Source organism: Gilliamella sp. B2889 (assembly GCF_026536885.1).
Classification (GTDB): domain Bacteria; phylum Pseudomonadota; class Gammaproteobacteria; order Enterobacterales; family Orbaceae; genus Gilliamella; species Gilliamella apicola_E.
In genome coordinates, this window is sequence record NZ_JAFNNF010000002.1 from 81,257 (window position 1) to 96,274 (window position 15,018).

Below are 15,018 nucleotides of genomic sequence, written 5' to 3' on the forward strand. Positions count from 1 at the left end.
CTTATTTGTTCTTATTGTGAGTTAAATTCGTTTTACCGCCAGAAATTAACATAGTGGTGTCAATCAAGGCGACCAAAGGATCAAGTCCATTGGGAACCGCCATATAACGTGGTTCCCAATGAGTAGCAAATTTTTCTTTAAAGCGACGTAAACCTTGGAAGTTATAAAAACGTCCACCACGTCGAAAAACTAACGCCCCTAAGCGTTGGATCATTGGCGCACCACGTCGCCTTTGCATACCCGCAAGCGGGACCATCCCTAAACTAAAGTACTGATAGCCTTTTTCCTGATAATGTAGAATCAATCCTACCATCAAAAATTCCATAGTGGATTTAGGAATATCTTGTAAAACTCGCATTAAATCAATGGTTGCACTGTAGTTTTGATTGGTTTCGAGTAAATTCACAAAAGCAATAATTTTGCCTTGGTATTCAATAACTGCAATGGTGAAATTATCTAAATAAGATTTCGAAAAAGCGCCTAACGAAAATTTCTTTTCTTTTGAGTGTTTGTTTTTTAACCATGCATCCGAGACTATTTTTAGCTCATCAAGCGGTGCAGTACCTGGTGGATAAAATTTTAAACTAAGTCCATCACGTTGCCCGCGATTCCAAGTATATCGAAGATCTTTATAACCTTTTGATGTTAAATCAAATTCATTTAAATTAACTAACGCTTCTTCACCAAGTTTGACCACTCTAAGCCCTATATCCATATAGAATGGTAAATTGTTTGCTCTAACTTGGTAAAAAACTGGGCGTAAATGGTGTTGATCACAAAGATCCCTAAATTCCCATATTAAATCTGCGCGCGCACTATCATTACCAATCGGATCATAAAGCGCAACCATACTTCTTCCTCGCCTTGCATACATGATAAAAGCGGTTTTTGATTGATTGAAAAGTAATGATTTATCACCACTCATCACTAATCCGCCTTCAGGTTGCTTCGAGTTGAGGATGATTTGATGAGCTTCGCTCAATTCTTCTTTAGTGGGAATGGTTAAGATGGGTAATGCCGGTTTGAAAGACCAAAATAACATCACACCACTTAATAATATAAAACTCCCTAATGCTGCACGCAAGGCTCGAGGAACACGGCTATCTAATTCAAATTGCCACCATAAATTGTGACTATAAGGAATATCTTGATAAATAAATAAGATTAGCCAAACAAATAGGATAAGTAAGCCAAAAGTGATCACAAAGGATTTTAACGAAAAGGGCAAAATACTTAGTCGGCTTTTACGATAAAAGGCGTGTCTAAAATAGAACAATGATATTGCTATCGATAATAAAGTAAAGGCTTCAATCCAATGTAAACCTCTTAATAATGAGCAGATACTACCTAATATCAACAAGATAACGGACAATCCCCAAGCAGAATAAAGTCGGCGACGTAATCCCATCGCTAGTAATAAACATAAAACACCAATTAAGCTGGCAGTTAAATGGGCAAAATTGACGATTTTGTTAGGAATGAAGGTGCTGACAAAATGATGATTGAATCCAGGGATGACACTTGAAAACATCATCACCACGCCAGCAAAGAATACCGAGGTGGCCATAATTGTTGCAGCAATGCCAGTATCGGTTTCTTTTACTTGTGGAACAGAAAGAAAGTTTTTACCTTCATTAATTAACAGCAAAATTCCTGCGGGAATGAGTGGTAATATAATATAAATTAATCGATAAATAACTAAAGCAATAGTTAATGATGCCGCACCAATTTGAGATGAAAAAGCGGCTAATATAATTGCTTCAAATATACCAACACCACCCGGAACATGACTAAGCACCCCTGCTACTAAAGCGAGAATATAAATCATGATAAAAACAATAAAATTTGGCTTATTCGGTAATAAGAAATAGAGGATCGCACCAGCTAAAATAGCATCTAGTAAGGTAATCAAAAATTGACTACTAGCTAAACGCCAGTTAGGTAAACGGATTTTCCAATGAAAAAATTGGTATAAACGCGTATCTTTATTTGGTTTTTCAGACAATCGATGAGCATATAAAAATAATAATACACCGGCATAAATGATAAATACTGCACTACATATTAACTCGATACTGATTACTGAAGTATGTAGTGCTATCGTGGTCTTTTCAATATGAATTAGTGCCGCGATTGATGCTAATAACGGTAAGGTAAAGCCTAATGAAAAAGTAACAAAAATTGACATCCTTGCTACATCTATAGTGGTTAATCCATATTTGAAATAGAGCCGACAACGAATGGCGCCACCTGATAATGCTGATAATCCGACAGCATTACCAATCGCCGAAGCACAAATACCGCCGACCGCAATTGTTGATAATTTTAGTTCAACACCTGCATAACGTGCAGCTGACCATTCATAGCAGATAAGCATAATATAACTAGCTATTGCTGATAAACACGAAAGTAAAATTGCATGGTAAGGAAGTTGGTGTAGAGCTGACTTTAAATCGTTAATATTGATGGTTTTTAATAAATGCCAACACACTACAAGTGCAATACAAAAAATAGATAGTCCAAATAGTAGAGCGATGAATTGACGATATCGAGTGAAGCATTCTATAAGTTGCCATGGCAAAACTTTACGTGTTGATATTTTCACTTAATCAACTCCAGTTAGTTGCACTGATTATGAATTTTGATTAGCGCATTCTACCTCTCGGAATTAGTGAAAACAATCGAAAGAAATTAAAAAAAACATTAAATACTAGGCATTTTTTAGTAAATGAGACCAAACAGTCATTAATTATGATACCAATTTAGGATTAATGATTTTTTTTAATTGATTTTATTCATTTTTTATAATTAATTTCTTTGTCAAAATTATTAATTAAAAGGATAAATAGCGGTTGAGTTTTAACTGCGGTAATATAAACAATATTCAGGTTTTAATAAAATCTTACACTAAATTTTAATAAGCATAATAAAATGACTATATCACCCCAAACCACTCTTAATAACGTTAAAATGTATGTAAAGCAAAAGCTCTCCCATGATTTTTCTGGTCATGATATGGCGCATATTGAGCGAGTGGTTAAATTAGCCCAAAAAATTCTTAACCACCAGCCACAAGCAAATGCTTTTATTGTGTTGATGAGTGCTTATTTACATGATGTTATTGATGAAAAAGTTACGGAAGATGTTGATAGTGCCATAATTGAATTAAAAGAGTATTTACGCAGTTTGAAATTAACATCAGCCGAAATTAGCGCTATTTTCGATATTATTGAAAATATGTCCTATCGAAAAAATCTTTCACAAAAAGCCACATTATCGCTCGAAGGGCAAATTGTTCAAGACGCGGATCGCCTTGATGCAATTGGCGCTATTGGCATTGGGCGCACTTTTTATTATGGTGGTAATAAACACAATATCATGCATGATCCCAATGTCCCACCTCGAATTAAACTTGATGAAAACAATTATAAACAGACCAATACAGTAATTAATCACTTCTATGAAAAATTATTTTTACTTAAAGATATGATGAATACTGACACCGCTAAACAAATGGCCGAACAGCGCCATGAAATATTGGTTAAATTTGTCAATCAATTTGAACAAGAATGGCTTGGCATCGATTGATTTTATCCATCTATTATTTTTATTTAGATAGGTATTGGCGCACCAATTATTGAAAGAACAATAGGTAATGTAATTAAACTTAACAAAGTACTCACCAAGGTTGCACTAGATACCAGTTCAGGATGAGTATCAAATTGTACTGACATTAAGGTCGTATTGGCTGCATTTGGCATTGCGGCTAAAACGATAAGAATTTGTTTATACATGGGTGACAGTGGCATAAAATAAACCATCGCAAAAGCCACTATTGGTGATATAACCATTCTTGCAGTTAAAGCAAATGAGAGCTTTGGGTAATCAAGTTGGGTAATTTTTATTTTAGCTAGCTGCATTCCGAGAATAATCATAATGATGACAATAGATGAGTCACCGATCATTCCAATTGAAGTCATAATAGATTTTGAAAGTGGAATATGACAAAGCTGGAAAATAATTCCGGCAAAAGCACCATAGGCAACTGGCATTCTAATCACTTTTTTTATTACATCTTTTTGACTCACAATATCACTATGTGCACTGCCTTTAGCCGCATAATAAATACCAACGGTGCTCATAACAAATTGTTGTAACACCATCATAATGACACCTAAATCGAATCCAAGCGATCCAAAAAACACCAGTAATACTGGGGTGCCATAATTACCATTGTTCATAAAGCATGAACTTAAAATCAACGCACAACGCTCTTTTACCGAATAGCGCATAGCAATTGACCACATGCTGACAATAAATACCAAAGAAAAGCAGAGTCCAAAGATATAGGCAATATAGATAAAATAGTCACTGGTTAAGGTATGTGTGTAAAACGTTTTAAAAGCCAAAAAAGGTGAAAGCACATACAGCGACATTTTGGAAAGATTGGCGACATCAAACTTCAGAACTTTTTGGGCAATAAATCCTACAATAAAAATAGAAAAAATAGGAAATAAAATAATAAAAAATTGCATTGTGTTAACTTTTCGATAATTAGTTTATTGAATCTATAGCCAATACTATCGATTCGCGTAGTTTTTGACAGGTGTTATCATCAAGGGCTTTATTGTGTTTATCTGTTAGAATAAACAGATCTTCAATATGCTCACCAATTGTCGCTATTTTAGCACTACTCAACGATAAGTCTAACTTTGCAAAGACTTCACCAACACAAGCAAGTAATCCCGGTTTATCAAGTGCGATTAATTCCATATAAGTATCGTTAATTGAAGAGACAAAGTTAACTTGAGTCGGAACAGAAAATGATCGTAATCTTTGTTTAGTCGGCTTAATTGTCACACCTTTATAAACTGATTGATGAAGAACTTTATTTAAAGTTTGAATGATATCTTGGTGACGATTTTCAGGCACCACTTGCCCATTAGGTTCTAGTACAATAAAAGTATCAAGCGCAAATCCATTTTTATTGGTAATAATTAAAGCATCATGAATACTTAAATTTAGCATACTTAAAGCATTACATGCCGCTGCAAATAGGAAAGGTCTATCTGATGAGTAGATAATTATTTCCGTACCACCATGATAAGGATTTGGATTAATTGAAACGAGTGTTTGATTCAATTCATGGTTCAATAGAAGCTGTACATGCCAAGCAATCTGTTCGGCGGTATATCGCAAAAAGTAGTCAACACGATAGCTTTGCCAAAAATGTTTAATGGATTGTTCATCGTAATTTTGTGCAAGCAATTGAGCTAGTGCTTGCTGTTTATGTTGACGTGCAATACTGCGTTGTTCTGGTATTTGATGAATGCCAGAATCAAGCGAGCGCTTCGCTGTTAGATAAAGCTCACGCATTAAGCTCTGTTTCCAGCTATTCCACAAGGTTTCATTGGTTGCACAAACATCGGCAACCGTTAAACAAAGCAAATATTGTAATCGTCGTTTGCTCTTAACCAGTTGAACAAATTCACGAATAACTTCCGGATCTTGCAGATCACGGTTTTGGGCTGTTACTGACATCAATAAATGGTAACGAACTAACCAGACAATCAAATCAGTATCTTTCGCATCTAATTCATGTAATTGACAGAAAGATTCCACTAATTTTGCGCCAATTTCCGAATGATCGCCATGCCGTCCTTTGCCAATATCATGAAATAATCCGGTAATAATAAGTAATTCAGGTTTTGATAATTTAGCCAATGCCATTGAACTATTTGGATGTTTTTGTTTGCCATCTTCTGAACGTAAAAGATCCAGTTCTAACAATAAACGGATAGTATGTTCATCTACGGTATAAGCATGAAATAAATCAAACTGCATCATTCCTGAAATCTGTTGCCAACCGGGAATATAAACCGCCAGAATACCATATTGATGCATGGGTAAAATGGCTTTTTTGATCGCATCAGGATGTTTGATGATCTTCATAAACAACGTTCTCGCCTCTGGCTTTTCACATAATAAATACGTGAGTTTTCGCCTTGCAGAACGGAGTTGTCTAATGGTATTAGAGTAAAGTCCGGTAATTTGAGGATTAAGTAAAAGCGTATAGAACAGCTTAAGAATCGTTACCGGATCATCGGTAAAAACACTATTATGTTTAACATCAATAAGGTTATCTCTACTTTGGAAATGCTCATCGATATCATAAGTTTTATATTGTGAGTAACTTTTCAATATTGATTCATCAAATAACTGTAAGAGCATTTGATTGAGTTCAGTAATATTATGTGCTACCCGATAATAATCATGCATCATGTTTTCAACCGGGGCATTTCCTTCTCCACTATAACCTAACATTTTAGCGATGCTTAACTGGCGATCGAATAGTAGGCGGTTGTCATAGCGGTTAATAACACAATGCAGGGAAAAACGCATCCGCCATAAAAATTTGCGACAGGCTTTGAATTCTTCGACTTCCTCGGGTGTGAGATAATCAAAATGTCCAATTTTTTGCAAAAACTCTCCCCCAAAATGGCGAATAGCTAACCATTGGATAATTTGCATATCACGCAAGCCACCAGGACTATTTTTTAAATCGGGCTCTAAATTATAGGTAGTGCTATGATATTGCTGATGTCTTTCTTGTTGTTCCTTGATTTTTGCGCGATAAAACGCTGGCGAAGGCCAAATTTTATCGCTAAAAATTTGTGTTTGGAGCTCCTTAAGTAATGACTCACTTCCTGCAATCAATCTTGATTCAATTAAGTTTGTCATAATTGTGATATCATTTTTAGCTTCTTGCAGGCAGGTCTTTAATGTCCTGACGCTGTGACCAATATCCAGATGAAGATCCCAAAGTAAACGAACTAGATCACCTATCTGTTTTTCAAGCTCTTTGGTGAGTGAGTTATCACTTAGTATCAAAATATCGATATCAGACAAAGGATGCAGTTCACAACGACCATAACCACCAACAGCAATAAGTGCAATCCGATTTTTTTTAAATAGCGATGAAATTTGTTCTGGAATTTGATAGTAATGCCATAAACGTTCAAGTAGCTGATCGATAAATTGACTACGTAGATGTACTAAATCATCAATATCAGCATTGTTTTCGAATTGAGTAATCGACCATTGTTGAAACGCATTGAGTTGCTGTTTTATATAAGGAACTGTGATTTGGTTATCACTAAAATTAAGCGGAGAGACAGAATAAAACAAATGCGCATTAGTCATAGTCATCATATCAAATTGAGATAATTCAATTGTCATATCGTCTCCCGATTTTAAAAGAGTGTCAAGTTAGAATACCTTTACTTTTAATTAAAGAGCATTTGCACCTTTTAAAATTGATTTTTGATTTTTTTGTAAAAATAATTGAGGAGTGTATACCGTTTGATAATATTTATTAAAGATACATTCACCTAATTCAAATGCTTTTTTACTCAGAATAAGTATTAATAACCTCATGAATTTTTCATTTCATACTTTATGAATAAGGTAAGTTAATACTTTGTGTAAAAATAATTGAGGAGTGTATACCGTTTTATAATATTTATTGAGGATACATTCACCTAATACAAATCCTTTGTTACTTAGAATAAGTATTAATAAATCATGACTTGGTTCATTTCATACTTTATGAATAAGGTAAGTTAATACTTTGTGTGAAAATAATTGAGGAGTGTATACCATTTGCTGATATTTTATTTAATCTTAAAAATAGGGTAGATAAATTTGGAAGAACTAAATTACTTAAATTTATCAGAATGATAAATGTTTAGTTTGGCACTGATTGCGAATAATTAAACATAGCTTGCACAGTTTTATTTTTCAATCCATGCAAGCTACTATCAATTATAATTTGAAATCACTTAAATCATCTTCGCTGATTTCTGAGTCAATCTGACCAACAAGATATGAGCTCATTTCTGCTTCTTGTGGTGCGACTTGTACGTTATCGGAAACAAGCCAATTGTTGATCCAAGGAATTGGGTTGGATTTTACTTCAAATGGTAATTTAAGCCCAACAGCTTGCATACGAATATTGGTGATGTATTCAACATATTGGCAAAGGATATCTTTATTTAATCCAATCATTGAGCCACCTTCAAATAGGTATTCTGCCCACTCTTTTTCTTGATTGGCTGCTTGTAAGAACAGGTCATAACAATCTTGTTCGCACTCTTTGGCGATTTCGGCCATTTCAGGATCGTCTTCACCACTTCTTAGGGTGTTGATCATAAATTGGGTACCAGTTAAATGAAGCGCTTCATCACGAGCTATCAACTTGATTATTTTTGCATTACCTTCCATTAATTCTCGTTCTGCAAAGGCAAATGAGCAAGCAAAACTCACATAAAAACGAATAGCTTCAAGGGCATTAACGCTCATTAGGCAGAGGTAAAGTCGCCTTTTAAGTTCACGCAAGTCGATAGTGACGGTTCGATTATTGACAGTGTGTTTGCCTTCCCCAAGTAGATTGTAATAACTTGCGTAGCTAATTAGCTCATCATAGTAACCCGCAATATCACCGGCTCTTTTTTGGATTTCTTTATTGGTAACAATATCATCAAACACTACAGAAGGATCATTGACGATGTTGCGGATGATATGCGTATAAGAACGTGAATGGATAGTTTCTGAGAACGACCAAGTCTCTACCCATGTTTCTAGTTCAGGGATTGATATTAGGGGAAGTAAGGCAACATTGGGGCTTCGTCCTTGTATTGAATCAAGCAGTGTTTGATATTTTAAATTGCTAATAAAGATATGTTTTTCATGTTCAGGTAAAGCCGCATAGTCGATACGATCTTGAGATACATCGACTTCTTCTGGGCGCCAAAAGAAGGAAAGTTGTTTTTCAATTAATTTTTCGAACATTTCATATTTTTGCTGATCATAACGAGCAACATTCACCGGTTGACCAAGAAACATTGGTTCTTTAAGTTGATCATTATGGACGTGTGAGAAGGTGCTGTAATTCATACTCATAGTCGAACTCCTAATTTTGTTTACTTTTTCACTAAATATTCGGAAAAAGTAGGAATAGTAAGGATAACTTATCGCTATCCTTCACTTTTGTTATAGTGCTAAACAGGGCAATTAAATTTTACATGCTCCGCCTTCACAACCATCATCACTTGATGTGAGTTCAATATCACCTTGAATATCTTCAGCACCATCACGTGTATTATGATAATAAAGGGTTTTTACACCGTATTTATAAGCTGTTAGTAAATCAGCTAAAAGTTGTTTCATTGGTACTTTGTCATTCGGAAATTTGGTTGGGTCGTAATTAGTATTTGCCGAAATTGATTGGTCAATGAACTTCTGCATAATGCCTACTAAATGCAGATAACCTGTATTATTTGGAATTTGCCAAAGTAATTCATATAAATCTTTTAATTTATTATATTCAGGTACAACTTGTTTTAAGATGCCATCTTTGGACGCTTTAATGCTGATATAACCACGTGGAGGTTCAATACCGTTAGTGGCATTGGAGATTTGGGATGATGTTTCAGAAGGCATTAATGCTGATAAAGTTGAATTACGTAAACCATGAGTTTTTATTGATTCACGTAAAGACTCCCAATCATAATGTAGTGGCTCTTTAGTGATTGTATCGAGATCTTGTTTATAGGTATCAATAGGTAAGATCCCTTGTGAATAAGTCGTCTCATTAAATAGTGGGCAGGCGCCTTTTTCTTTGGCTAAGTTATTCGATGCTTTTAATAAATAATATTGCATCGCTTCAAAAGTACGATGCGTTAAATTATTAGCACTGCCGTCAGAATATTTAACGCCATGTTTTGCTAAATAATAAGCATAATTAATCACACCAATACCAAGCGTACGGCGATTAAGTGATGCGTTTTTAGCCGCAGGAACAGGATAATCTTGATAATCAAGTAATGCATCAAGGGCTCGAACAGTTAAGTCGGCAAGTTCTTCAAAATCGTCAAGCGATTCGATTTTACCTAAATTGAAGGCAGATAGGGTGCAAAGTGCGATTTCGCCTTTATCGTCATTGACATTATTAAGTGGTTTGGTTGGTAACGCAATTTCCATACATAAATTAGATTGATGTACCGGCGCAAGTTGTGCATTAAACGGACTATGCGTGTTACAGTGATCAACATTTTGTATATAAATTCGACCAGTCGATGCGCGTTCTTGCATTAATAATGAGAAGAGTTCTACTGCTTTTACTACGCGTTTTCTGATATTAACATCTTGTTCATATTGATGATAAAGTGCTTCAAATTTCTCTTGATCGGCGAAAAACGCATCGTAAAGCCCTGGTACATCTGATGGGCTAAATAGTGTAATGTTTTCATTTTTAATGAGGCGTTGATACATTAATTTATTGATTTGTACACCATAATCCAGATGTCGAACACGGTTTTCTTCAACACCACGGTTGTTACGTAATACTAATAAACTTTCAACTTCTAAATGCCAAATTGGATAAAATACGGTAGCCGCGCCACCACGAACACCACCTTGTGAACAAGATTTAACCGCAGTTTGGAAATATTTATAAAATGGGATACAGCCCGTATGGAATGCTTCGCCACCACGAATAGAGCTACCTAATGCCCGAATTCGACCCGCGTTAATACCGATACCAGCTCGTTGAGAAACATATTTTACGATAGCACTTGCGGTGGCATTGATAGAATCTAAACTGTCATCACATTCAATTAGTACACAAGAACTAAATTGACGAGTCGGGGTACGAACACCAGCCATGATTGGCGTGGGTAGTGAGATTTTAAATGTCGAAACGGCATCATAGAATCGTTTGATATAATCTAGTCGACTATTTTTAGGGTAATTCGCAAACAGACATGCTGCCACTAAGATATATAGGAATTGGGCGCTTTCATAAATTTCCCCAGTGACTCGATTTTGAACTAAATATTTACCTTCAAGTTGTTTAACCGCTGCATAAGAGAAGTTCATGTCACGCCAGTGATCGATAATTTTATCCATTTGTTCAAACTCTTCTTGGCTATAATCTTCAAGAAGATGTTTGTCATAACGTTCGCTGGCAACAAGTTTTTTTACATGTTCATAAAGCGGTGGTGGGGTAAATTGGTTATAGGCTTTTTTACGTAAATGGAATATCGCTAATCGAGCAGCTAAGTATTGGTAATCTGGTGCATCTTGAGAGATGAGATCTGCTGCTGCTCGGATAATTGTTTCATGAATGTCGGAAGTGCGAATACCATCATAAAACTGAATATGTGAACGTAATTCAACTTGAGAAACCGATACATTATCTAAACCTTCAGCAGCCCATGTAATTACTTTGTGAATTTTATCTAGATTAATAGGTTCTTTGTTTCCATCACGTTTTGTGACTAGTATTGATTTATTCATTTTCCATCCATTTTTGTGGTTTTTAATGGTGATTATAATAATTGATATTTATCAAAATATACAATATATAGTGCCTATTAATCATTTTATTACTATATATAGTGTGTTTAATAAGCGGTGATCTTTAATTTATTGACGAAAATCAATGACTACGGGTGATATTTAGAAATATGAACTTTTTTGTCAAAAAAAGGCAATGATAGGTAGTTACTTACCAAATGAGATATTGGGGAATGATAAGATCTACCTATCTATAATTACAACTCGAAATTCATATCATAAATATGAATCTATTTCGTTTATTGAGCTATATATTTAGCAATATATTATTCATTTTTATCTTGAGATTTGCTTTTATAATGCTATTTAGCTTTATAAGGATATAAAGCATAATAGCTGTTTAAGGCTATCTCCCAAATATAATTTTAATTAAATATGCTCAAGAACTAGGATAAGCCTTTGCTAAGGAGCTCTCATTTACCTATCAGTGAATCAATTTTTAGGTATTTACAAATTTACCAAAAACTTTGCTTAAACATGCATGATTTAGTTTGATCAATTTAATATCAGTCAACATGTTTGCTCAAGCAAGAACTTTTGGTAACTATTAATATATTCAATCTAATTCTTTTTGTAGCGCTGATTTGTGCTAGCTTTATTTTGTGCTTCCAACCAAGCCAGTTTCTCCGAGTAATTTTTCTCAGCACCCCGTTGTGTTGGATGGTAATATTTGCTGTCGGCCATTTCTGGTGGGAAGTAGTTTTCACCGGCTGCATAGGCATTAGGTTCATCATGTGCATAACGATATTGTGCGCCATAACCTAAATTTTTCATTAAACTGGTTGGCGCATTGCGTAGGTGTTCTGGAACATCATAGTCAGGTTTGGATGTTGCATCTTTCATCGCTTGGTTAAATGCAAGATAAACTGCATTACTTTTAGGTGCACATGCTAGGTAAACAATTGCTTGTGCGATAGCTCGTTCGCCTTCTGCTGGTCCAACTCGAGTAAAACAGTCCCATGCTGCTAAAGCGACTTGCATTGCTCTTGGGTCGGCATTACCGATATCTTCTGATGCAATAGCCAATAATCGACGAGCGACATATAGCGGATCTCCACCGGCGGAAATGATTCTTGCATACCAATAAAGTGCTGCATCAGGTGCAGATCCTCTAATTGATTTATGAACCGCCGAGATTAGGTCATAATAACGGTCACCTTGATTATCAAATCTTGCACTACGTTCGCCGATGACTTCTTTTAGTAATTCAGGCGTTAATGGTTTTCCATCAGACATATCAACCAGCAATTCAAGCGTGTTGAGTGCGCGTCTTGCATCACCACCAACAAATTCGGCAATCTGTTTTCTGGTTTCCTCAAGTAGCGTAATTTTTTGGTTGCCATAACCACGTTCCGGATCATCCATCGCTTGTTGTAAAATTTGCTCAATATCTTCATTAGTTAATGATTTAAGCAGATAGACTCTGGCACGGGATAGTAGTGCTGAATTTAACTCAAAAGAGGGGTTTTCTGTGGTAGCACCAATAAAGGTTACTGTACCATTTTCGACATAAGGTAAAAAAGCATCTTGTTGGCTTTTATTAAAACGATGAACTTCATCAACAAATAAAATGGTTCTTACTCCGGATTGTTGATTAATTTTAGCTCGTTCAATCGCTTCGCGAATATCTTTAATCCCTGAAGTTACTGCTGAAATTCGTTCTACTTTGGCATTAGCATGATGCGCAATAATTTCTGCTAAAGTGGTTTTGCCGGTTCCGGGTGGTCCCCAAAGGATCATCGAATGTAAATGACCTGCTTCAATTGCTTTAGGCAGGGGTTTATCTTTACCAAGTAGTTGGCTTTGACCTATATATTCAGATAAATTACGTGGACGCATCCTTGCCGCTAAAGGTTTAAATTCATCTGACCCAAATTCAAAAGAGAGACTAGGCATGCTACACCATCCAAATTTACAAAATACAGTTATTATATACTGCTTAACTGATAAGTGAAAAAGAAAAGAAAATATCTTTCACAGCTAACAGAAAAACGGTAATATTTTGAACTAAATTAAAATGATTGTTTAATTTATTGTATTAAACAAAATGCATAAGGATTGGTAATGAAGAAGTTTTTAATTTTAATTGGGTTAATTACAAGCTGTGCAGCATGGGCTGGTGATAAAGAGGTGTTGCAAGAGCGATTAGCTAAAATTGATGGGTTTTATGCTCGATTTTCACAAGATGTGAAAACAGCCGATAAACAACCAGTTCAACAAGGTAAAGGTGATTTGTGGGTAACAAGGCCTTATTACTTTAATTGGACAATGACTGAGCCAGACGAGACGTCAATCATTTCAGATGGGCGTAACATGTGGGTCTATACTCCTGCCGTTGAACAAGTTAGTGTAATGAGCTTAAAAAAATCGGTGGATAATCGTTTAATGCTTTTGATTACGGATAGTCATAATCCTATTTGGAATGCATATACTGTTACACGTAAACAAGACTCTTTTACATTGAAACCAACTGATGGTTCTAACCAAGATTTTGTTATTTCTGTTTTGCCTACTGGGATGATTTCAAATTTTACGATTATCGAGGAAGATGGTCAGCGTAGTTTTTATGATTTATCTCGTCAAACCCTAGGTAAGGTAGCACTTGATAAGTTTAAGTTTACTCCACCAGCTGGAGTAACGGTTGATGATCAGCGTTAATAGTTTAAACAATAGTTAATTATTTAACTTTTGCGAATTAATACACTTTGCGTAATGGCGCAAAGTGTATTGACTTTAATAGAATCTACTCATTTTCATTAATACTAATAACGGGGTTATCTGAAAATAGATAGTGATCTCGTTTTGTTTCAAAATCTTCGCTAGCAGCATCAAATAACATTTTTTTTGTGTTCTCTAGATGTTGCCACATGGCTAACTTAGCCGCTTTTGGATCACGATTAATTAGCGCATCTAATATTTTGTCATGTTCATCCCACCAGCTTTCAATGTCTTGTTGTTGTACATGTTCATGAAGTTTTTTCCATAATGGGTTTAATGTTCTTTGCTGCCAAGCTTCTTGAACGATAGTAATTAAAGCGGTATTCCGTGTGATCATGGCAATCTGTGTATGGAATTTTAGATCCCAATCAGAATCACGATAATGATCTTCTTTTTTAGCATTATGTTGAATTTCTAATAATTTGACGATGTCGTCTTTAGTAATTTGTGTTGCTGCAAATTCGGCAATGTTACTTTCAATAAGTTGGCGGGCTTGCAATAATTCAAAAGGCCCTGTCGTAGAAAAATTTAATCCTTTCTGGGAGGTTAGAATATTGGTCTGTAAACTATTAGCTATAACATGAATTCCAGAGCCTTTTCTTGCATCAACATAACCTTCAACTTCAAGCATAATAATAGCTTCACGGACAACTGAACGACTTACTTTTAGTTCTTCACATATCAATCTTTCAGATGGTAATTTGCTTCCTACTGGATAAATGCCGTCAATAATTCGGTTTTTAAGTTCAGTTGCGATAACTTGATAAAGTCTTTGATACTCGTGCTGTTCTTGGGTCATGATGAATTTTGCATAAATCCTTTAAGTTTTTTTAGACTTTTAAAATAACATCTAATTGCTTCAAATTAAATAATGTTGTTCCA

9 protein-coding genes are annotated in these 15,018 nt (G+C 35.3%); 2 read left to right on the top strand and 7 right to left on the bottom strand.

Annotation, left to right across the window (positions count from 1 at the left end; translation table 11 throughout):
• Position 1: 1 nt before the first annotated feature.
• Positions 2 to 2,605 (bottom strand): bifunctional lysylphosphatidylglycerol flippase/synthetase MprF, encoded by a 2,604-nt coding sequence (mprF, locus tag J3U09_RS03300; RefSeq protein ID WP_267357125.1) that lies wholly within the window; start codon positions 2,603 to 2,605, stop codon positions 2 to 4.
• A 326-nt stretch (positions 2,606 to 2,931) separates the two neighbouring features.
• Here mprF and J3U09_RS03305 point away from each other — a divergent pair, with 326 nt between their 5' ends.
• Positions 2,932 to 3,588: an HD domain-containing protein gene (locus J3U09_RS03305; protein ID WP_220225657.1), complete on the top strand. Its 657-nt coding sequence runs from the start codon at positions 2,932 to 2,934 to the stop codon at positions 3,586 to 3,588.
• Positions 3,589 to 3,611: 23 nt separating this feature from the next.
• Here the strand turns inward: J3U09_RS03305 and J3U09_RS03310 are convergent, their stop codons facing one another.
• The 5 genes from J3U09_RS03310 to J3U09_RS03330 all read right to left on the bottom strand — a co-directional run bounded on the left by J3U09_RS03310 (position 3,612) and on the right by J3U09_RS03330 (position 13,314).
• Positions 3,612 to 4,535, bottom strand: a complete 924-nt coding sequence (locus J3U09_RS03310) for an AEC family transporter (protein ID WP_267357127.1) — start codon at positions 4,533 to 4,535, stop codon at positions 3,612 to 3,614.
• Positions 4,536 to 4,554: 19 nt separating this feature from the next.
• Positions 4,555 to 7,239, bottom strand: a complete 2,685-nt coding sequence (gene glnD / locus J3U09_RS03315) for a bifunctional uridylyltransferase/uridylyl-removing protein GlnD (RefSeq protein ID WP_267357129.1) — start codon at positions 7,237 to 7,239, stop codon at positions 4,555 to 4,557.
• A gap of 585 nt (positions 7,240 to 7,824) precedes the next feature.
• Positions 7,825 to 8,955: a class Ia ribonucleoside-diphosphate reductase subunit beta gene (nrdB, locus tag J3U09_RS03320; RefSeq protein ID WP_416380036.1), complete on the bottom strand. Its 1,131-nt coding sequence runs from the start codon at positions 8,953 to 8,955 to the stop codon at positions 7,825 to 7,827.
• 117 nt (positions 8,956 to 9,072) lie between these two features.
• Positions 9,073 to 11,358, bottom strand: a complete 2,286-nt coding sequence (nrdA, locus tag J3U09_RS03325; RefSeq protein WP_267357131.1) for a class 1a ribonucleoside-diphosphate reductase subunit alpha — start codon at positions 11,356 to 11,358, stop codon at positions 9,073 to 9,075.
• Between the two features lie 621 nt (positions 11,359 to 11,979).
• Positions 11,980 to 13,314 carry a replication-associated recombination protein A gene (locus tag J3U09_RS03330; RefSeq protein WP_065563670.1) on the bottom strand — a complete coding sequence of 445 codons (1,335 nt, stop codon included), beginning with the start codon at positions 13,312 to 13,314 and terminating at the stop codon, positions 11,980 to 11,982.
• Between the two features lie 168 nt (positions 13,315 to 13,482).
• On the opposite strand from J3U09_RS03330, the gene lolA reads away from it, so the two are divergent.
• Complete coding sequence (gene lolA / locus J3U09_RS03335; protein WP_220225662.1) at positions 13,483 to 14,076, top strand: outer membrane lipoprotein chaperone LolA; 594 nt, start codon at positions 13,483 to 13,485, stop codon at positions 14,074 to 14,076.
• A gap of 85 nt (positions 14,077 to 14,161) precedes the next feature.
• Here lolA and exuR read toward each other — a convergent pair whose 3' ends face one another.
• Positions 14,162 to 14,935, bottom strand: coding sequence for a transcriptional regulator ExuR (gene exuR, locus J3U09_RS03340; RefSeq protein WP_065734724.1), 774 nt, complete (start codon positions 14,933 to 14,935; stop codon positions 14,162 to 14,164).
• Positions 14,936 to 15,018 lie beyond the last annotated feature (83 nt).